Origin of the sequence: Psychrobacillus psychrotolerans, assembly GCF_900115805.1 — a bacterium.
Classification (GTDB): domain Bacteria; phylum Bacillota; class Bacilli; order Bacillales_A; family Planococcaceae; genus Psychrobacillus; species Psychrobacillus psychrotolerans.
This window is the reverse complement of sequence record NZ_FOXU01000001.1, coordinates 151,172-172,479: the sequence shown is the minus strand read 5'-3', so window position 1 is coordinate 172,479 and position 21,308 is coordinate 151,172. Positions and strand designations below refer to the sequence as shown.

Sequence of the window (21,308 nt, the reverse complement as noted above, 5' to 3'; positions counted from 1 at the left end):
TCTATCCTTTCACAAGTGGAAAGTCATTACAATTAATCAGCTTTTTCCCAAACAAGAAATAAACCAGCCAAGAGTTATTACTCTTGGCTGGTTTATGTTGACGTATGAATTAGGCGATATCCTCCACTACATTATTTTGTAGTAGATACATCTTATGATACAAACCTTTTTGGTTTAGGAGCTCCTGATGGGTCCCTCGTTCAACTATTTCCCCATGATGAAGTACAAGAATTAGTTCTGCATCCTGTATAGTACTTAAACGATGGGCAATCGCAATGGTCGTCCGTCCTTTTCTCATTTTTTCTAAACTACTTTGAATTGCAACTTCCGTTTCTGTATCAATGTTCGCAGTTGCTTCATCTAGCACTAAAATCTTAGGATTAGTAGCTATCGTACGAGCAAATGCTACGAGTTGTCTTTGACCGCTTGAAAAAGTAGAGCCTCGTTCCGTTACTTTTTGTTTATAAGCATTCGGTAGTTTCTCTATAAAATTATTTGCCTGTACAAACTCCGCCGCTTCCTGTACTGCCGAATCCTTCATATCTGATGCATGAAGGCGAATATTACTTTCGATATCCCCGTAAAACAGGAACGGATCCTGCAAAACGAGCCCAACCTTATCACGCATCTCTGCTGATTTGAAGTCTTTCACAGAATGTCCATCTATTTTAATATCACCCTGCTCGAATTCATAAAAACGCATCAGTAAGTTAATAATCGAACTTTTCCCACTACCGGTATGTCCGACTAAAGCAACCGTTTGACCAGGTTCAGCCGTAAACGAAATATTCTTTAGCACATCTGTTTTTCCATCATAGGAAAAAGTAATATTTTGGAATTCAATTTTCCCTTGTTCGATTTTCGCCGTTTCTACGTTTTGTTGTTTAGGTGCTAAGTCTGTCTCATCCAATAACTTGAAAACCCTGGATGCTGCGACAATTGCCTGTTGAAAAATAGAAAGCCGCTGCATTACTTGATTGATTGGCTCGAAGAACCGATCGATATAGGTAACAAAAGCATATATAACACCGACTTCTACGATATTATTCATAGAGGTAATCCCGAAGTAGCTAAGTACCATAATAATCGCTAAGGCATAGACCAAATCAATGGCTGGACGAAGTAATAAGCTATCCAGTTTAATATTTCGTCTACCAGCTTTCCAGTGTGAATCATTGATTTCGTTAAATTCATCCTGTAGACGATCTTCCTGTCTAAATGCTTGAATCATCGTCATTCCTTGTAAGGACTCAGCTAGCTTGGCATTTAACTGACTTAATCGCTCTCTAAGATCTTGATAAACTACCGAACTATATTTTCGATAAGTTAGGATAATTATAGCTAATATTGGCAATAGAATCGTCGTAACTAGTGCTAGTTTCACATTTAATATAAACATGGCGATATATACACCAATTACTAAAAAACCACTTTGTACAAATCCAACCAACACACTAACGAACATATCCTTAATAGCTTCAGTATCATTAGTAACGCGAGATACAATACTACCCGCTGGTGTTTTGTCAAAATAGCGCATTCCTAATTTGTGAACTTTTGAAAATACATCAATTCGCATCTGCTGAATAATTTTCAGCGCTAGCTTTTGGAAAGTTAGTAGCTGAAAATAGCTGACAATTACGTTCCCAACTTGTATAAAAATATATCCAAGTGCAAGGCCTAAGAGGGGTCCAGTTGGGAAATATCTAGGGGTCAAAAAGTCATCCATATACGTCTTGATCAAATAAGGCCCAAGAATATCACCTGTCACGGTTAGTATTAGTAATAGCAATGCGATGGCTATTACTTTTTTATGTGGTTTCAAGTAGCCCAGCAAACGTTTGAAAACTACCCACTGGTCTTTACCTGTTAGCTGTGGTTGTTTGTCATTCATTATGCTTCACCCCCCTGTTCCACTAATGACTCTAACTGCTGTAGTTGGTACATTTCATAATAGATTCCTTGCAGTTCCATTAACTCTTCATGCGATCCTTTTTCTACAATTGTCCCATCATTCATCACAATGATCTGATGTGCGTGTTGAATTGCACTCAGTCGATGAGAAGTAATAATAGTAGTTTCATCGCTGCGTTTAGCCTTTAATGCTTCTAAAATCGCTTCCTCGGTTTTAGCATCGACTGCCGATAAAGAGTCATCTAAAATGAGTAACTCGGGTTCCATCATCAGTGCACGCGCAATAGATATACGTTGTTTTTGCCCGCCAGATAATGATACTCCGCGTTCACCAACAATTGTATTATAGCCATTTGTAAAATGTAAAATGTCCTCATGAATATAAGCTAATCTTGCAGCTTCCTGCACTTCTTCTATCGTGGCATTTGCATTGGCAAAAGCTATATTACCAGCAACTGTAGTAGAGAATAGGAAATGATCCTGTGGTACATAACCAATCGCTTCACGTAAACTGCGTTTTTTGTATGTGTCAATTGAAAAGTCACCATACAAAATATTCCCTGTATATCCTTCAAATTCTCGCATTAATAGCTTTAATATAGCTGTTTTCCCCGATCCCGTTTTACCGACAATACCGAGTGTCTCGCCTCGTTTAAGTGTAAAGTCTACATTATGTAATGCGCTTCGATCGTCACCTGGAAATTTGAAGTCCTCAATATGGAAATGTATATCTCCTTCGGGCTTTACATTCACTGCATCTGGAATATCATCTATTTCAATCTTTTCGTCCATTAGATTTTTAATACGGTCATAAGATGCGCGTCCTCGCTCCACAATATTGAACAGCCAACCGAACGCTAGCATTGGCCAAACGAGCAAACCAAGATAAGAAGTAAAAGCAAATAAATCCCCAATCGACATTTCATCGGCAAGTATGTATCTAGTACCAAATACTATAGATAAGAAGAAACACATCCCTACGACTAAAGAAATGGTCGGATCAAATAATGCGTCTACTTTTGCGACGCGTATATTTTTGTCTACTACTTCTTCTGATAATCGAACAAAATCCTTCGTATCTTCTTTCTCCTGCCCAAATGTTTTAATGACTTTTACACCAGAAATACTTTCCTGTGATTTGTCATTTAAGTTGGAAAAAGCTTCTTGTGCGTATCGAAACCGTTGATGTAATAGTTTACCATAATAGCTTGTTAGTATAGCCAATAGAGGCAGTGGTAACAATGCTATCAATGTTAGCTTCCAGTTTATCGTAATCGCCATTGCTGCTATTACGAACCCCCCTGTTGCTAGCGAATCTACAAGTGTCAGCACGCCTGCTCCAGCTGTCTGTTGAACTGCTGATAAGTCATTTGTAGCATGGGCCATTAAATCTCCAACACGCTTTTTCTGATAAAAGGATGGAGACATTTTCGTAAAATGACGAAACAAATTTTCTCTTAGCTGTCTTGCTAAATATATGGACGAACCGAAAATCATAATTCGCCAATAATATCGCAAAACATACATCCCAATCGACGCCAGTGCTAAAACAACTAACCATTTCACCAAAAACTCCGTAGTTAGTGTTTTTTGACTGATTTCATCTACTACATACCCTATTATTTTCGGTGGCAGCAGCTGTAGAAATGCAACGAATAGTAACATTAGAATCCCAATCAAATACTGCTTTTTTCTCTGTTTAAAAAACCATCCTAAATCTAAGAATACTTTCACTTTTCTTCCCCCACTATATGTATTAAGACTTTACCATTTTAGCAAATATTAGAACATTCCGATAGATGAATTAAAGAAATAATTCGGTTTCTGAAATATTCTTATTCGGTAACAAAAATTGAACGTTAACAATTTATTCACTTTTCTAAATTTATCGCAAAATATTTAATGTTTTCACTTAAAAACCGTATATAATAGATAAATATATTGAATTCACTAGAATAGGAGAGTTTATATTGAGCCAATCAAACCAACGTGCGTATAATTTCAATGCAGGTCCATCTGCACTTCCAGTAGAAGTGTTAGAAAAGGCACAACAAGAATTAGTCAATTTCCATGGGACAGGCATGTCTATTATGGAAATGAGTCACCGTAGTTCCACGTTTGAAGAAGTACATAATGAAGCAATTTCTCGTTTACGTAAACTTTTTGCTATTCCTGACGATTATGAAGTTCTATTCCTCCAAGGTGGAGCAAGCCTTCAATTTACTATGATTCCGATGAACTTCCTACAGCTTGAAAAAAAGGCAAGCTATGTGATGACAGGAGTTTGGTCTGAAAAAGCTTATAAAGAAGCTACACTTTTTGGTGAACCTGTTCAAACTGCCAGTACTAAAGAAGATAAATATCGGAATATCCCTTCTTTAGAAGAAATTGATTTCGGGTCAGATGACGCATATGTTCATCTAACATCCAATAATACAATCTATGGAACACAATGGTCGGAGTTCCCTGATACAGGCGAGGTTCCTTTAATAGCAGATATGTCTAGTGATATCATGTCAAAACCTATAGATATTAGTAGATTTGATCTGATTTATGCAGGAGCACAAAAGAACTTAGGCCCGTCTGGAGTAACTGTTGTTATTGCGCGTAGGGATTTTCTTGCAAAAGCCAATAAAGAAATACCAACAATTCTAAAGTACAGCACACATGTAGAAAGTAATTCCTTATATAACACACCACCAACTTTCGGCATTTATATGCTTGGCGAAGTATTAAAATGGATAGAAAAACAAGGCGGATTAGCTGCTATTGCTAAACAAAATGAGGAAAAAGCTAAACTGATTTATGATGTAATTGATAACAGTAATGGCTTCTATACAGGACATGCTTCAAAAGAAAGCCGTTCTCTCATGAACATTACATTCCGCGTAGCAGACGAGGAATTAGAAAAACAATTTTTAACTGAAGCAAAAGATGCAGGATTTGTGGGCTTAAATGGCCATCGTTCTGTAGGTGGTTGCCGTGCTTCCACTTATAACTCGGTTCCACTTGAAACATGTAAAGCTTTACAAGATTTCATGATTGCATTTCAAAATAAACATAAATAACTTTTTAAAACCCAAGGTTAATTTACCTTGGGTTTTATATGAATTACTCTTCTTTTTCTTTTCATTGATGACATTTAAGAGGGATATTTTTAACATAACTACTGAGGTTCTTCGGACGAATCTATAGACTTAAGAACGATAATTTCATTTATATCCTTTATTTCCTTTGTTTACCGCTTAGGGTGTATTAATAATTTCTATTTGAGTAAATCCAACTTAATGTAACAGACTCGGCTAATGTAAAAAAGAGCTGTATAAACAGCTCACAGTTTGACGACAAAGGTATTTTTATAAACGGTTATGAATAATAATAAATGGGTTTATTCATCCTATTAAAAGTAAGATATTGAATACTCTATTGGAACTGTTTATAAGGCAAGGTCCACCACGAAGACTCCAGTGGGAAAAGCTTGAGCTGAAGACCCCGCAGGAACGTAGTGACGAGGAGGCTGAAGCCAAGACCACGGAAAGCGAAGTGGTGGGCCTTGCCGAGTTTAATATTCAACTCTATACACCTAAGATTGAGTTTGTCTACAGTCTGAGAGCTGTATAAATAGCTCATTATGTAAAGCACTATATTATTTTCATTTTTCGATCGCCATCCTCAAGTTCGAGATGACTCCTAGTAACAATATTAATGAACAAATCATTTTCTCAAAAGGTGTTCCTAGCAATTGTTGTACAAAACCAACTGACCAGAGTACTACAAAAAGCCAACATATAACGGTAATTCCTCTTTGGTACTTCTTTAATACATTTTTACTTATAAAAAGCGTAAATCCTATTCCAATAATAGAAATAAAAATATTGATTATAGATACTGGTAACTGAGTAGTGAAGGATTCAGAACGTCCGCCATTAATCCATGTTAACGGAATAATTCCGCTTAGAATAAGAAGATGTAGTAAGATAGTCAAAGAGTAAAAAACAATCCCTAGTATTACAGCAGTTTTCAGATTAATTTCCCTCAGTTTTTCTAACGTATAATCATCTCATTTCTCCCCATTTTATAATAGGTTCTAGTTATGTACTTATTCCTATCCTTTTTGAAGTATGACACTTAACGGCTAAAATATTTTCCTGTTAACTTTCCTGCTAAGTAGTGCATTGCTCTTCAAGTTAAACATCTTCGTACACTTCTCCCACTTTAATCAGTAACTTTAAAATATGTTCTAAACAGCTCTTGTCCCTAAAATAGTATATAAAAAAGGAAAGTATCCTGTATAAGACAGAACACTTTCCTAAGATAGCTTACTTTATTTAATTATTAAAGTTAGTGCTCTATCATTTCGTGTGCAATATCATGTCCGTCCAATTCTGACGAGTAGTAAGTTGGCCAATTTGTTACTTCTTCTAGTAGAGCCGTACGGTCGTCACCCCAATATAAATGGAAGTGGTCAGATTCATTCGGACTAATGCTATGATCACTAAATTGAATATATTGAGGCAGTCCATCACTCTTTCCTACTAATTTAAATATGTATCGGACCCCTCTGTTTCCAGCTTCATATGTTAGTATTTCATATCCATCATTGATATATTGCCCGGAATACTCTGTTTCTCCTTTGTAGAAAGTAACTTTCTCCCTTTGAATTATAATTCGCTCCACATTCGTATTATAACCTTTGTCATAATATCCCTTAATCTCTTCGGTTGTCTTAGAATCGTCCAGCTCAGCTTTATATTCGAATACTTCGTCAAGTGTACCGTCTTGAAGATAGGGATAAACGGACTGCCAATCGCCTTCCCAATCCGAAAGGGAGCGATTACTTACCTGGCTATCATCGAAAAACCCATCGTAAATTTTTGTCTTTTCATCATGACCATGACCATGACTATGTTCATGATCATGGTCATGCTCTTGCTCACTAAAATCTGTTTGACTTTCTGCACTATTTACTTCTTTTTCAGTGGTGGCCCCATCTGGTTCTGAATTCTGACAACCTACCAATATTGAACTTATGACTACTACACTTAAGCCTGTTGCTAATGAAATCTTCATCTCTAAATCTCCTTTACGTAAATCGTAATGATTACTATTTAGAAGTATATACATGTCTTTTTTAAACGTCAAGTAAAAATTAACATATGGAGAATAGGACAAAATAGGTTGGGAGACTAATGTTATCTAACTAAAGCTCAGGTGGTTAAACAATATGTCATTATGTATAATAAGTTCATCAAGAAATGTCGAGAATTCCTAAGGTATTTTCAACTGCTATTAATAACAGTTGAAGAGTCTGCGAAATACGAACACTTTCACCGATTTGGAGGAGCAAACGATGAAATCTAAAATTCAGTTCTTATTATCAATGATAATCTTTGGCACAATCGGTGTGTTTGTTCGATACATTGATTTGTCTTCTAGTGAAATAGCTTTACTACGTGGTTTAATCGGCAGTTTGTTTTTAACAACTGTGATGTTCCTGATGAAAAAGAAAATTTCGTGGGCAATAGTTAAAGTAAATGCGCTTATTTTATTACTATCTAGTATTGCTTTGGGTGGAAATTGGATTTTCCTGTTCCAAGCATTCAAGCATACGACTCTTTCTAATGCGACTTTAAGTTATTATTTTGCACCAGTTATTGTTCTAATTGTTTCGCCACTTGTACTCAAGGAAAAATTATCCGTGAAGAAAATAATTTGTATTGCTGTAGCTATGCTCGGTATGTTGTTCATTGTTGGTAATGGTGGTGTGAATACATCTGGATTGAATGACTTAATTGGCATTGGTTATGGTTTAATGGCAGCTGTGTTATATGCTTCTTTAATGTTGCTAAATAAGTTTATTAAAAACATGGATGGGTTAGAAACTACTGTCCTTCAACTGGGAACAGCCACAATACTTCTCATGCCATATGTTTTCTTTACGGAGGGATTTGGAATTTTAGAAGTATCTAGTTCTTCCATTCCTTTTATATTAATCTTAGGGGTTATACACACGGGTATTGGATTCTTGTTATTCTTCTCGGGTATGCAAAAACTAAAAGGACAAAGCATCGCTGCACTAAGCTATGCAGATCCAATCACCTCATTAGTAATATCTGCGCTTATCTTGCAAGAGCAAATGGCTTTTGTGCAAATACTTGGTGGTGCATTACTTTTAGGTGCAACATTTGTTAGTGAAAATAATTCTATTAATCTCCCAAACAGATTAAAAACAACAACTAAATGATTTAACAAAACAGTAGGAATATGAGATTCCTACTGTTTATCATTTAAAACTAAGATACTACGTATATAAATTGTATTTCTATTCGTATCTTAGCCATACTAATGTATCCTTACTAAAATGGAGAATAGATGTATGAATAAGTTACAATATGTTTTAGCCGTTTGTGCTTTCGTTGTATTTTGTGTTATATGGATAACTTATGAAACACCATTCATCCAAGCTTTTGATGAGGTTGCTTTTAATACGTTATATGGCAACAGTTTTATTGCAATATTTCATTATTTAGGTGAAACCAAGTTTATTTTTGCGATTATGATACTTGTTCTAATCCTCCTTTGGATTCGAAAACAAGACTACAGGTTAATGGTTTTTGTCCTACTATCCATCGGGGTGGGATATGGTTTATATCAATTTTTAAAACGAATTATCGAACGTCCTCGACCTGAAATTGTAGATCAGTTTTCTACTTATAGTTTTCCATCCGGACATGCTTTTCATGGCTTAGTTTATTTATTAACAATCTCTTATCTAATTACGCTCATATTAATTCGAAGAAAATATCGCTCATCGTTTGAATTTCAGCCATTATATTAGCAGTGCTCATGGGATTTTCTCGAATAACAGAAGGACGTCACTTTGCTTCGGATATTGTAGCCGGGTGGCTGCTTGGCTATAGTTGGTTCATCCTTTGCGTATGGTGGTTAAACAGAGAACATCGGAATTTAAGCGAACAAACAAACAAAAAGACTTAAGTCCACTAGAACTTAAGTCTTTTTGGTATTCCTATAAAATGTTCATTAGCTAGTCTTCTTCGGCGTAAACCAAGTAATGATAAACGCTATTATAGAAATTACAAACATATAGAAATACGTGTTACTTGCCGCATTAATATAAGCAGTATTAGACTCTAACGAGACATTCACTAATTGAATCGTATAGATTGTCATTATAACAGCTGTCCCTATTGCTCCCGCGAGCTGACGAACCGTATTATTAATAGCTGATCCGTGAGAAGCTAATTCTTTTGGTAAGGCATTTAAAGCAGCGGTATTTAAAGGCATTGTGATAAATGCTAAACCAATACGCAATAAAATTGTACGAACTAAAATATATATTGTGGTTGTTTCGGGTGATAAATCAATAACCGCAAGCATCGATATCGCGATTAATCCTGTTCCTAAGATAAACAAAGGTTTTGCCCCAAATTTATCGAATAACTTCCCAGTTACTGGAGAAAGTATGGCATTAATAATTGCCCCAGGTAATAATAACAATCCTGCACCGAGTGCAGTAAACCCCCGCCCGTCCTGCAAATAAATCGGCAGCAATATTAAATCGGCATACATTAAAATGGTAATAACAATATTCACAACTGTCGTCATCGTAAACACTTTAAATTTAAAAACACTTAGATTCAATAGAGGCTCCGCAGACTTTATCTGTCGGTAACAGAACAAGATTGTTACGAGCAAACCTCCAACAATGGAAGTAAGGACGACTAAATCATCCCATCCTCGGCTACCTGCACTACTAAAGCCAAAAAGAACAAATCCAAACCCTAAAGTGGAATATATCACACTTACTATGTCGAGTTTTGCTTTGGACGTTTCCGCAACATTCACTAAATATTTACTTGCTAGAATGATGATTACTGCTACAAATGGAATCATCATGATAAATAACCATCGCCATGATAAATATTCTAAAATAACCCCTGCTAAAGTTGGTGCAATTGCTGGTGCAAAAATAATGGCAAAACCAATCTTGCCCATAACCGCGCCACGTTTTTCCGCTGGGTATAAGTATACAATTACAGTCATCATTAATGGAATGATAATCCCTGCACCTACTGCTTGAATCATTCTACCTGTTAATAGTACGCCGAAATTATTGGCACATGCTGCAACAATCGAGCCAATCAGTAAGAATAACAAAGAACTAATAAACAACTGACGAGTTGAAAATCGTTTCATTAAGTATGCTGTAATGGGCACTAACACTCCGTTTACAAGCATAAAGCCAGTTGCTAGCCATTGAATCGTCGAGGTATTTACATTAAAAACAATCATTAAATCACTAAGTGCAACATTTAAGAGTGTTTGATTTAAGGTAGAAAAGAAGGTTCCTGTAATCATAATGATAAGTAGTATTTTTTTGGTAGTACTTGAGATCTCGTTTGGCATATAAAATTCCTTCCCATATAATAAATATTATCGACAAAGTGTCTATAAAATATATTAGCAAAAACAAATTAACATCCGTATACATTCAGATCATTTCTGTCGATTAGTAGATAACTTTATACGAAAAAGGACCGATTCAAATGACTTATAAAGAAGATCCTCGTGCTATACGTACACAGGAAATGCTCAAAGAAGCCCTCTTAACACTATTACAAGAAGGTCATTCTCTACACCAAATTTCGATTCAAAAATTGACACAGCGGGCAAACTTGAACCGGACCACCTTCTATTTACATTATCAGAATATTAATGAGCTAAAAGAACATTTAACAAACGACATTTTCCAAGTACTAACAGACAAAATTGAAAATTTAACTTCCACCTTTGACCGAAATCGACAACAGCATTTACTACAGTTATTAGATTATCTTCTGGAACAAAGAAATCATATATTGGCTTTAGTACAGTTTGAACAAATTGAGAAACACTTACTTTTACTGATGAAAGATTTAATAGTTGTTAGAAGGAGTAATTCTAAGAGTATAGGTAGAAAAGTCGTTGTAGATCCAGATGTCAAAACTGCTTCTATTGTAGGTATCATTATGTGGTGGTTAAAAGATGGCCTACATTTAGATTCAACCTATATTGCCGAGCAAATTAATCTTATGTATCGCTCCTAGTTCACTACAAAAATATGCCAACACATCAATTATTCAATGTGTTGGCATTAATTATTTTTCAATTATTGAACTGTCATATTATCAAATGGAATTGATTCTCCATTTACTAGAACATCTATCATTTCGTGTTCTGGACCTGTTGTTACATAATACGTATTTTGCTTTATGACTTCATCTTTTAGATTGGTTTCATTAAACATAATATTTAACTTATCTCCTTGTGTTTCTAAATATGCTTCTACCTCTCCAGTTGAATGAAATATAATATAATAACCTTTTTCCCCATCATTAATTGATTGAAGCCTTAAACTGGAATTCACATATTCTTGTAAATCTTTAGGAACATTTTCAATTTCTTTAATACTCATTGTGGAAGAATTACATGCTGATAAAATGAAAAGCATTAAAATTCCTAAAACAACTATTTTCTTTAACATTGCTACCTCTCCCTATTAATTGGTTCCTATTTAATGTAGTCAATTAAAGTCCAGTCATATGTATGGATAAACCCTTTGTCTTTTTATTTTACTGACATTTCTAACCGGGTCTATATTTTAAGACTTGATGCAATATAAAATTCCCTCTTTTTCCTCTTTCCATTAATCATCCGAGTTATTTATATTTGCATAACTACATAGTTCGATCAAAGTCCCATCAGTTGATGCTGGATTTATATATATGAGTCTTCTTCCACGAATGTTGGTACGTAGTGTGTCCTCTAAAAAACGGACTCCCTTTTTTCTAGCGTCGAGTATGGCTTTGTCCAAATCGTTCACTCGATAAGCGATATGATGTACACCTTTTCCTCGTTGCTTTATAAATCGAGCCATTGGCGAGTTCTTGTTGGTCGGCGCAAGTAATTCAATCATTTTATCACTAGTTCTGACAACTGCGACATGGACTTCTACTCCAGGGGCATCACTCGTATATTGGTCCTCCAGTGTTCCATTTAACACATTCAGGTAAAAGGCAAGTGCGTCATCAATACTTCTTACTGCAATTCCGACATGGTCTAAAACATGTTCCAATTTAGTTCCTCCTTCATTTTAGTTTTTAATGGCACGATAAATCCTTTTGATCGTTTCCATATGCAGGGCCTCATGATAGAAACTGAATAGAAAAGTTTCTCCAAGTGTATGAAATGTAATTCCAGCTTTGTTAGTGAAAGGCTTAGGCAATCTATTCTGTAGTTTTCCGGGTAAGTAATCTTCTATTCGTTGTTTTTGTGCAATTAGTTCCTCCGAAATATGTGCTAGAGATGGTGGAGTTCCAATCCAATCAGCGGGTTTCGTACCCGCACTAAAAAATACTTCATATGCTTCCGGAAGATTCATCTTTTCGCTAGAAACACCAAATACAAGCTTTTCCTGTATGTATGCAATATGACCAAAGTTCCAACGAATATTATTCGTAAATCCTGGTGCAATAATATCTGCCAGTTCCTCGGGTATTTGTAGGATAGATTTTTCTGTTATTCCCCTTACTACTTGCATATGCTGAAAAATTGTTTGTTCCAATATTAATCCCCCTCTTTTCTCTTAACACTCCTGCTCTTAAATGTATTCTCTTTGACCACACTAAATCCCTTCCCTTTCTCCTATTAAAAGAGATTCCTCAAGTTTTTTAGAACTCTTTATTGTATTATGTATTCTTTTTTCCTATTTTCTTCTATGTAATGGTTGTGAAGCGTTTGGCTAATCGCTAACTTACATCATTCTAGGGGGAAAATAAAATGACGATTTATCTAAAGGAATATCAAACTTTTGAAAGTGTTACTGAAATGGATGGACATATTAGATCGCATCTAACGGAGCATTATTACAATTTGAATGATACGGATCGTAGAGTGTTATCCTTCCTTGCACAATATGCTTGTAAGTATCCTGGTGCTGCTCATTTAAAAGTAAAAACAGTTACACAAGTGATTAATAAATCGGATTCAACGGTTCGAAGATCGTTACGTAAGTTAGAAAGTCTTCGTATTATTGAAAGAATCTCTACCATTCGACGTGTGGCAAAAGGTTATGGCGCTAATATTTTAGTCATTTTGCCTTACGTTGACCAATCGGAAATGATCAGTCGTGAGGTATCTCAAACTCTATTAATATCAAGCACTGAAGAGCATTTCACGGAGAAAGAAACCGATTATTCTTTAAGCTCTAAAAAAGAATTATTACATAATACGTATTTTAAAGATACTGCGGATAATTCTTTACATAAAAACTCAAATACATTCTACCAACAGTTTAAATCAACTATTTTCTCCATGCTTGGAAAAGACCAAAGGACAGTAAGTCAATTGTATGGTGTCTACAGAAGTTTAACTCACCGTGTCATTAATTGCTTCCCTCAGTACAAAGATTTCTATGAAAACGTTGGATACCAGGCACTATCAATCTCCTTACATGCTTCTAAAAAGAAGAAAATTCATAATCTTGCAGGTTATTACGCAGGTATTTTTGAAAAGATCTGCCAACGAGACTTATTTGAATTCTATGAGGAATTGGAGGAATGATCTCTTGTGAAGCAAATGAAGTTACTGTTTACCACTTTAACATTGGTTTTTAATAGACATTGTTTATTACCTGTCTTATTTCTGTTTTTTTCTCTAAGAAGTGTTGAATTTGAAATTAAAAACAGCGAGTTTGCAAACGATTTATCGTTCACTTACTCGCTGTGAAATAGCTCCGAGGACTTTACAGTGCTCTTAAAATTACTCAAAAAGATTCTATTCTATTTAAGAGGGCATTCCCATAATCGCTTTAGGCTCCAGGAATTCTTCAATTCCATAATCTCCCCATTCGCGACCAATGCCGGATTGCTTAAAGCCACCAAATGGGGCCGATATGTCTGATTTACTATTATTGATTCTTATTTGTCCTGCTCGAATATTTAAAGCCACTTTTTTCAGTTCTTCTTTATCATTTCCGAATACGTAACCAGCAAGGCCATATACGGTATCGTTGGCGATTTTAATAGCTTCGTCAATATTCTTATACGTAATAACGGACATAACGGGGCCAAAAATTTCCTCCTGCGCAATAGTCATATCATTTTGCACATTCGTGAAAACAGTTATTTTGGAAAAGAAACCTCGCTCCATTCCATCGGGTTTGCCAGGTCCCCCGATAGCGATAGTGGCTCCCTCTTCCTGTCCTTTTTGGATATAGGATTGAACGGTTTCCCATTGTTCTTTGGAAACCTGCGGCCCCATAAATGTACTTTCTTCCTGTGGATCGCCAACAGGAAACTCCGTTACTAATTCTTTCATTGCTTCTATAAAATCGTCATGCATTTCATCATGTACTATCACTCGTGTTGCTGCGGAGCATACCTGTCCTGTATTTGTAGCAATTTGAGTTAATGCGGTTTTTGCTGCTTCTTTTACATCAGCATCCTTTAAAATGACTAATGGAGATTTCCCTCCAAGTTCCAATGATACATTTTTAATACCATCTGCAGCATTTTTCATCAAACTACTTCCGACTTCTCCCGAGCCAGTAAAAGATACCAAATCGACATCCGGATGAGAGGAAATTGCCTCCCCTACTATTGAACCGGAACCATTCACTAGGTTAAATACTCCTTTAGGAACACCAACTTTATCAAAAATCTCCGCTAGAATAATAGATGCAAAGGGAGTTTTAGATGCAGGCTTCACTACTAAGGTGCTCCCTGCTGCCAATGCACTAGCGAGTTTTGTAGAAATTTGATTGGTTGGAAAATTCCATGGGGTGATCAGTCCAGCTACACCAATCGCTTCCTTTTGAATATAAGAATTTTCTCTTTCCTCTATGAATTCGAAGGTTTTCAACTCTTCTGCAGCCTGCCTAAAATGTTGAAGGCCCATTTGATAATGGATTTTCTCTGATTTGGTGATTGGAGCACCAAGTTCTTCGGTTATTATTTTTATCAAATCATCTTTCCGATTTTCGTATTCGTTTGCAATATCCTCTAAAAGTTTTATCCGGTCATCCACTGATGTTTTTGAAAAGGTTGGAAACGCGTCTTTTGCAGCCTCCACAGCTCGATCTACGTCATCTTTCGTGCCGCTGCTAATCTTACCAATTACTTTCTCTGTCGCAGGGTTTACTACTTCAATTGTTTCTGAACCAGTAGAGTCCACCCATTCCCCATTGATGTATTGTTTTGTATGATTAAGCATAATAAAACTCCTTTATAAAATTGACTTATTTTATTTGTTCCCTTTTTGGCTGTTCGTAAACAAGTGGATACCAAGGATGGGGGTGACTTCTTTGGTGGAGCAGTAATTCCTATAACAAAAAATGACTCCCGAGTTGAAGTCGGAAGTCATTTTAAAGTTTTCCTTATTGTGCGGTATATCCGCCATCCACCGTTAGAACATTTCCAGTCATAAAGGAAGAATCATCTGAAGCCAAGAATAGTACTGCTTTAGCCATTTCTTCTGACTGCCCTAGACGCTGCATTGGGGTCATTGTTTTTAATACTTCTTTGCTTTCTTCCGGAATAATCGGTGTATCGATGAAACCTGGTGCCAGTGCATTTACACGAATATTTTTGGTTGCATATTCTAATGCCAGTGAGCGAGTTAAGTTAATAACTCCGCCTTTTGCCGCATTATAAGCAGCAGATCCAGGAGAACCTACCCACCCATACATAGATGCAGTGTTGACAATTGTGCCACCACCAGATTTAAGCATTTCACGAATTGCATCACGCGCAACTAAGAATACGCCGTCTAAATCGACATTCACTGTATTCCGCCATTCTGCATACTCTAACTCTTCTGTAGGAGTAACGCGACCAATTCCAGCATTATTGAAAACTATATCTACTTTACCAAAAGCGGCGATGGTTTCTTTATATATATTTTGAACTTCTTCTTCACTTGTAATATTTGCTTTAACAAATAGTGCATCGGCATTTTGAGCCTTTAGCTCTGCTTCAAACGCTTTGCCTTTTTCTTCATTTAAATCTACTAACACAACTTTTGCGCCTTCTTCAACAAAAAGTCTTGCTGTTGCAGCACCAATTCCCGATGCACCACCTGTTATAATAGCTACTTTTCCTTGTAATTTCATTAGAAAATCTCTCCCTATCTAAATAAAATTTAAATATCTAAACTTTATATCTTGAATTGAAGATATTTATATTCTAAATATAGTCTTCTTACTTCCTAAAGTCAAAGTATTAAACTACCTAAGTTTCACTTTTTATGTCCACCGAGTAATCCTGCACGTTTTCTTGCAGTTCCTGCTTCTGTATATGAAACTGCACGTAAAACGGAAGTAGAACCGTATTTACTACGTAAGGCATCCATTGTTTTTCCAAGCTTCCGTTCCTTCCATTTACTTTCTTCGAACAAGCTTAGTTGCATGGAGTATTCTGGTTCTAAATTGGTAATCGAGATGGATAATTTTCGAACAGGACGGCGATCATAAAATTCATCAAAAATTTGCTCACATACTTTATAAATCGTCATGGTGGCATTTGTCGGCTCATCAATAGAACGGGAACGATTAAATCCACCGCCAAATTCCTCTTTACTATACCCAACAGATAGATGTATGGTTCTCCCAACCATTTCCGCTTCACGTGCTCGTCTAGCTACGTCCTCACACATTTCCAAAACGACTGCCATCACTTCTTTTTTACTACGATAATCTCTAAATAATATTTGTCCCTTACCATAACTAATCTGCCCTTCAGCAAGAGGTGCTCCGAGCTCGGATAGATCTACTCCCCAAGCATGATAATACAGTTGGTTGCCCATTACACCAAACTTTTCCTCGAGTAAGGATAATGGGGTATTCGCCAATTGACCCACTTTAAAAATCCCCATATTGTTTAATGTTTTTTGAAGACGTGATCCTATCCCCCACATTTCAGTTAAAGGTGTTACTGGCCACAACTTTTTCTGAATATCTTCATATGCCCATTTAGCAAAGCCACTTTTTTTCGCCTCCAGGTCGAGTGCCAACTTAGCCATAAGCATGTTTGGTCCCATACCCACTGCACATGGCAACTGAAATTGAGCATATAATTCGTCTTGTATACGTTTTATCGTGTTTTCAATAGGTCCCCAAAGCTTTTCTGTTCCGCCAAGATCTACAAAACACTCATCGACACTATACACATGAATGGACTCATGTGGGACAAACTGATGTAAATAGCGTGTAATTTCCATCGATACTCGAACGAAAAACTCCATTTTAGGTTCAATAAGATGTATGGAAGGGTGATCTGGTATTTCAAACAAGCGAGTTCCAGTCTTCACACCAAACTGTTTTTTCATAGGTGGAGATGCAGCAAGCACGATACTTCCTTTTTGCTCCAAATTTCCGATGACTGCAATCGGTGTAGTCGTAACATCCAGGCCAGCATCTGCTGCTGCACAGCTCGCAAAAAAACTTCGTATATCAATACATATAATTTTCCGGTTTTTTAGTCCTTCATACATAATATTCACCACTCTCTTTCGGAACGTATGTTCTTTATAGTATATTACAAACAAACGTTCTTATTCAATGGTAAAAAATTGGGTAGATAGGCAAAAAAACGTTGTACTATTCGCTTTCTCCTTTTATTTCCTCGTTTAGCTCATTGATTTTTTGAATGGCATCACTGACAGTCTGAACTCCGATAACTTCTATTGGAAGATTTAATGATTCCACTACTTCATTGGCTTCTTCCAAATTTCCAAGAGGGAGAATAATATACGGGAGATTTATTTTATTTGCACTTAGAACTTTTTCTTTTACTTGACCAATTTCTATTACTTCCCCAGTTTTACTGATAGCACCTGTCACACCAATTGTTTTTGCATTTTTAACTTCCTCTTGTTCTATTAGACTGGATAATACGAGAGCCAAACCCGCACTGTTCCCATTTACATTATTTCTAGATAAAAATTCATCAATTGCTATATTACCTGTACTTAAATACGCATTTACATTCATGGACATCTGATGCACATAATCTACTTCTAAATTGATACCAATCAATTGAATAAGTGCTATAGTTTTATTCGCATAGCGATGGATATTAGTAACTTGGTTTATATCAAAAATCATGGAGTGACTGTTAAGCTCTAAAAAATCTTGTTCTTCTAAGCCTTCCTCCAGTAGTACCTCGGTCGTATTTACACCCAACACGTAGATTCCAGAGCTTTTTACTAGTTCTTCTGGTGGATGATAAGATGATACGACATACCGGTTCCCTTCCATTGAAATCAGTGGTACTTCATATATCAATAAAAGAAACGAAGCGATAAAGGAAAATAGGAAGATATGTTTTAACATGTTTGTTTTCCTAATTCCCAATAAATAAAATGGCCACAATATAACGAGCAATGCCAAAATGTTGCAAAAGAAAAAACTAGAAATATAATCGAGGAGAAACAAATAGAGCTCCGCATAGTAAACAAAAATTGTCATTATAAACGGAAGCATTTGATGCTTGTTTGTTGATTCAATTATCTTGATCACCGATCCTTCCGATACATACTCTTATACTAATTCGATTAGCTACTAAAAAAACCTTCCTATTGAATCTAAAATTTCTAGGAGTCTTACCAAAGTTAAGTGCGATGCTTACGAAACAATAGAAACCTGAAAGCTATTGCTGATTCGTTCATCGGAAATTTACATCAAATATCCAGATAACAAAGAAAAGCAAACGCCTATTTAGCTCGTTTGCTTTTTTTTTCACATCAAACGGAGTTTTCCATGCCTACCCTTAAAAGCAAAAACTAGCGTTCTATAGTTCATGCTTGTCGTTGTAGAGGACTGTATACAGTTGCTGAATATTATATCCGTACTTATTCCAACCTTGCATTACATCTTTTGAGGAGCTGGCATACCTAATAAACTTAGGCATTCCTTTAAAACTATAGATACCGAAAACGCTAATGTTAACTTAGAAGAAGTGGTTTCATCCTTAGCTAAAATTTTGGTATTCGCATAATATTTATTGAACTGGCGTGATAGTAGTAAACAAAACTTTGCTATTTGAGATGGATCAGCATAAGCAAACGCTTTTTCTACAACTCGAGGAAAATCCTCGAGTAGTTGGATAATTGGCCATGTTTCATCTCCAAGTGGTGAAAAGTTGAATTCTTCAGCCTTAAAGTTGCCTTTTTGGAGCAACGAACAGATTCTAGCATTAGTATATTGTACATAAGGTCCAGTTTCCCCTTCAAAGTGAAGCATCTGTTCTAACGAAAACTCAATATCATTCATGCGATCATTTTTTAAATCATTGAAAATAACTGCTCCTATACCAACTTGCTTGGCAATTTCCTCTTTATCCTCTAAGGTTGGATTTTTCTCATTAATATTATGCTTTGCTGTGTGAATGGCATCCGCTATTACGTCAGCCAGCAAGATGATTTTACCTTTACGGGTAGACATTTTTTTGCCGTCTTTCAGCATCATTCCAAATGGAACATGCTCTAGCTGTTTAGCCCATTCATAGCCCATTTTCTCAAGTACCAAAAATAGTTGCTTAAAGTGAAGTGTTTGTTCATTTCCTACAACATAAAACGTCTTAGTCGCTTGATATGTTTGTTGACGATAGATAGCTGCTGCTAGATCACGGGTCGCATAAAGGGTAGCCCCATCTTTCTTTGTAATCAGACTAGGGGGCATATCTTCGAGTTCTACTACAAACGCCCCGTTAGATTCCGTTAACAATCCCTTTTCTTTTAAACCGTCTACTACACTAGTCATCTTATCGTTATAAAAAGCTTCTCCAGCATAAGAATCAAAGCGAACACCCAAAAGTTCATAGATTTGTTGGAACTCCTTTAAAGATGCATCTTTGAACCAATTCCATAAGTTTAGAGCTTCTTCATCCCCTTCTTCGAGCGATTTAAAGGCTGCACGAGCTTGATCGTTTAACGAGTCATCTTTTTCTGCCATGTCATGAAAATGCACGTAAATCTTCAATAGCTCTGCAATCGGTGCTGCAAGAATTTTGTCTTGGTTTCCCCATAATTTATAAGCGACAATAAGCTTGCCAAACTGCGTGCCCCAATCTCCTAGGTGGTTAATACGAACAGCTTCGTACCCATTTTTCTCTGTAATATTCGCTAACGAGTTGCCTATTACAGTTGAACGCAAGTGCCCCATTGAAAAAGGCTTTGCTATATTTGGTGAGGAAAAATCAATGATAATTTTTTCATGCTCTTTCTTTTTACTTCCGTACTGTTGTAAATCGGTCGTAATAGCTTGTAAAACTTGGTTAGTAACCAGATCTTGATGGAGGAAAAGATTTACGTATCCTCCAGCTACACGTACGCTAGTTATTAAAGAATCCTCTAACTTCTTACTTAACTCTAACGCTATTTGCTGCGGAGCTTTACGCATTTTAGGTGCTAATGTAAAACAAGGAAATGCCATATCGCCGTGTTTTGTCTGCTTTGGTTTTTCTAATAATTGTTCCACTTGCTTCACAGTCCATTCATTTTCTAAAGCATTCGAAATGATAGTTGCAATTTGATATGTCAGGCTCATATTTTCTCCTCCAATATAAAAAGCCCTCATCTCTATATAAGAGACGAGAGCTATATTCCCGTGGTACCACTCTAGTTGCCACAAATGTGACCGCTTTTACGTTCGTAACGAGGTGTCTTCCCCGATTTTCCCTACTCGATTTCAGGACATTTCTCCGAAGTGCGCTTCATCGATCTTCTGTATTAGGCTCCCACCGTCCCTAACTCGCTTCCGCTGTTGTGCATCGATTACTCTCTTCATCAACGAATTTAACTTTATGATTTTACATATAGTACAGTATTTTCAAAATTGCGTCAACACGATCGTTCAAATTTTATAAATACTTATCATTGGTCCCGTCGATTGAATCACTCCACTCGCTTATCCAACTTACACAAATTCCTCATAAGCAACTGAAAAATTTTCACCAAAAACCAGACTATGAATATAATGAGCACAAAAGGTAAGTGTAAATTATTGGAGGTTAGCGACTTGGATAAAAATAAAAACTTTTTATTCCATGAAAATCAAAATGGTCAAAACCACCAAACAGATAGCCAAAGCGCTAAACTCGCTGTCATCGCAGGGGCAATCACTACACTTGGCGATGTTCTTGCTACGATGGCATCCGTATTAGCTATTGAAGAGGCACGGCAGGAACAAAGTGAAAATGGCAACAATGGAAATAGTAAAAATATGCAGAAACAGCTTGATTATTTAACATCTGAAATGGAAAAAATAAAAAAACATCTAAATCTGCCTAGGAGATAAAATTTAACTTAGTATTTTTAACTAGCATCTCTGCGGGTAT

At 36.3% G+C, this 21,308-nt stretch carries 20 protein-coding genes and 1 other annotated feature; of the genes, 7 read left to right on the top strand and 13 right to left on the bottom strand.

Translation table 11 applies throughout. The features are described from left to right. Positions 1-109 precede the first annotated feature (109 nt). A complete protein-coding gene (locus BM260_RS01015; RefSeq protein ID WP_093534139.1) occupies positions 110-1,894 on the bottom strand; it encodes an ABC transporter ATP-binding protein in 1,785 nt (594 codons plus the stop codon). After that, a complete protein-coding gene (locus tag BM260_RS01010) occupies positions 1,894-3,648 on the bottom strand; it encodes an ABC transporter ATP-binding protein (RefSeq protein WP_093534137.1) in 1,755 nt (584 codons plus the stop codon). The genes BM260_RS01015 and BM260_RS01010 overlap by 1 nt, the downstream gene beginning before the upstream one ends. 236 nt (positions 3,649-3,884) lie before the next feature. On the opposite strand from BM260_RS01010, the gene serC reads away from it, so the two are divergent. Further along, on the top strand, positions 3,885-4,982 hold the full coding sequence (gene serC, locus BM260_RS01005) for a 3-phosphoserine/phosphohydroxythreonine transaminase (RefSeq protein WP_093534135.1): 1,098 nt from the start codon (positions 3,885-3,887) through the stop codon (positions 4,980-4,982). Between the two features lie 584 nt (positions 4,983-5,566). Here serC and BM260_RS00995 read toward each other — a convergent pair. Together BM260_RS00995 and BM260_RS00990 are read right to left on the bottom strand one after the other, a co-directional pair. Continuing rightward, positions 5,567-5,899 carry a hypothetical protein gene (locus tag BM260_RS00995; RefSeq protein WP_093534131.1) on the bottom strand — a complete coding sequence of 111 codons (333 nt, stop codon included), beginning with the start codon at positions 5,897-5,899 and terminating at the stop codon, positions 5,567-5,569. A gap of 356 nt (positions 5,900-6,255) precedes the next feature. Beyond that, a complete protein-coding gene (locus BM260_RS00990; protein WP_093534129.1) occupies positions 6,256-6,984 on the bottom strand; it encodes a ZinT family metal-binding protein in 729 nt (242 codons plus the stop codon). A 280-nt stretch (positions 6,985-7,264) separates the two neighbouring features. Here BM260_RS00990 and BM260_RS00985 point away from each other — a divergent pair, with 280 nt between their 5' ends. The 3 genes from BM260_RS00985 (at position 7,265) to BM260_RS18900 (ending at position 8,910) form a co-directional block, all read left to right on the top strand. Beyond that, the gene (locus tag BM260_RS00985; protein WP_093534127.1) at positions 7,265-8,158 is read left to right on the top strand and encodes a DMT family transporter; all 894 of its coding nucleotides are present in this window, start codon (positions 7,265-7,267) and stop codon (positions 8,156-8,158) included. 132 nt (positions 8,159-8,290) lie between these two features. Next, the gene (locus tag BM260_RS00980; RefSeq protein ID WP_093534125.1) at positions 8,291-8,752 is read left to right on the top strand and encodes a phosphatase PAP2 family protein; all 462 of its coding nucleotides are present in this window, start codon (positions 8,291-8,293) and stop codon (positions 8,750-8,752) included. Between the two features lie 8 nt (positions 8,753-8,760). Further along, a complete protein-coding gene (locus BM260_RS18900; RefSeq protein WP_093534123.1) occupies positions 8,761-8,910 on the top strand; it encodes a phosphatase PAP2 family protein in 150 nt (49 codons plus the stop codon). Positions 8,911-8,955: 45 nt separating this feature from the next. On the opposite strand, the gene BM260_RS00970 is transcribed toward BM260_RS18900, so the two are convergent. Then, on the bottom strand, positions 8,956-10,341 hold the full coding sequence (locus BM260_RS00970) for a DHA2 family efflux MFS transporter permease subunit (protein ID WP_093534121.1): 1,386 nt from the start codon (positions 10,339-10,341) through the stop codon (positions 8,956-8,958). 140 nt (positions 10,342-10,481) lie between these two features. Between BM260_RS00970 and BM260_RS00965 the strand changes: the two genes are divergently transcribed. After that, a complete protein-coding gene (locus tag BM260_RS00965) occupies positions 10,482-11,021 on the top strand; it encodes a TetR/AcrR family transcriptional regulator (RefSeq protein ID WP_093534119.1) in 540 nt (179 codons plus the stop codon). A gap of 62 nt (positions 11,022-11,083) precedes the next feature. Here the strand turns inward: BM260_RS00965 and BM260_RS00960 are convergent, their stop codons facing one another. The 3 genes from BM260_RS00960 to BM260_RS00950 all read right to left on the bottom strand — a co-directional run bounded on the left by BM260_RS00960 (position 11,084) and on the right by BM260_RS00950 (position 12,538). Then, a complete protein-coding gene (locus BM260_RS00960) occupies positions 11,084-11,458 on the bottom strand; it encodes a hypothetical protein (protein ID WP_093534117.1) in 375 nt (124 codons plus the stop codon). A gap of 162 nt (positions 11,459-11,620) precedes the next feature. Then, positions 11,621-12,049: a VOC family protein gene (locus tag BM260_RS00955; protein WP_093534115.1), complete on the bottom strand. Its 429-nt coding sequence runs from the start codon at positions 12,047-12,049 to the stop codon at positions 11,621-11,623. Between the two features lie 18 nt (positions 12,050-12,067). Next, positions 12,068-12,538 carry a DinB family protein gene (locus BM260_RS00950; protein ID WP_093534113.1) on the bottom strand — a complete coding sequence of 157 codons (471 nt, stop codon included), beginning with the start codon at positions 12,536-12,538 and terminating at the stop codon, positions 12,068-12,070. Between the two features lie 215 nt (positions 12,539-12,753). On the opposite strand from BM260_RS00950, the gene BM260_RS00945 reads away from it, so the two are divergent. Then, entirely contained in the window at positions 12,754-13,536 is a 783-nt protein-coding gene (locus BM260_RS00945; protein ID WP_093534111.1) for a helix-turn-helix domain-containing protein, read from the top strand. 222 nt (positions 13,537-13,758) lie between these two features. On the opposite strand, the gene BM260_RS00940 is transcribed toward BM260_RS00945, so the two are convergent. The 5 genes from BM260_RS00940 to argS form a co-directional block, all read right to left on the bottom strand. After that, positions 13,759-15,186: an aldehyde dehydrogenase family protein gene (locus BM260_RS00940; protein WP_093534109.1), complete on the bottom strand. Its 1,428-nt coding sequence runs from the start codon at positions 15,184-15,186 to the stop codon at positions 13,759-13,761. 163 nt (positions 15,187-15,349) lie between these two features. Continuing rightward, on the bottom strand, positions 15,350-16,084 hold the full coding sequence (locus BM260_RS00935) for an SDR family NAD(P)-dependent oxidoreductase (RefSeq protein WP_093534107.1): 735 nt from the start codon (positions 16,082-16,084) through the stop codon (positions 15,350-15,352). A 125-nt stretch (positions 16,085-16,209) separates the two neighbouring features. Then, positions 16,210-17,463 (bottom strand): Y-family DNA polymerase, encoded by a 1,254-nt coding sequence (locus BM260_RS00930; RefSeq protein ID WP_093534105.1) that lies wholly within the window; start codon positions 17,461-17,463, stop codon positions 16,210-16,212. Between the two features lie 106 nt (positions 17,464-17,569). Then, positions 17,570-18,304: a S16 family serine protease gene (locus BM260_RS00925; RefSeq protein WP_175496148.1), complete on the bottom strand. Its 735-nt coding sequence runs from the start codon at positions 18,302-18,304 to the stop codon at positions 17,570-17,572. Between the two features lie 534 nt (positions 18,305-18,838). After that, positions 18,839-20,518, bottom strand: a complete 1,680-nt coding sequence (gene argS, locus BM260_RS00920; RefSeq protein ID WP_093534101.1) for an arginine--tRNA ligase — start codon at positions 20,516-20,518, stop codon at positions 18,839-18,841. 36 nt (positions 20,519-20,554) lie between these two features. Then, positions 20,555-20,770 (bottom strand) — a binding site (T-box leader). A gap of 219 nt (positions 20,771-20,989) precedes the next feature. On the opposite strand from argS, the gene BM260_RS00915 reads away from it, so the two are divergent. Then, the gene (locus BM260_RS00915) at positions 20,990-21,268 is read left to right on the top strand and encodes a hypothetical protein (protein WP_093534099.1); all 279 of its coding nucleotides are present in this window, start codon (positions 20,990-20,992) and stop codon (positions 21,266-21,268) included. Positions 21,269-21,308: the final 40 nt, after the last annotated feature.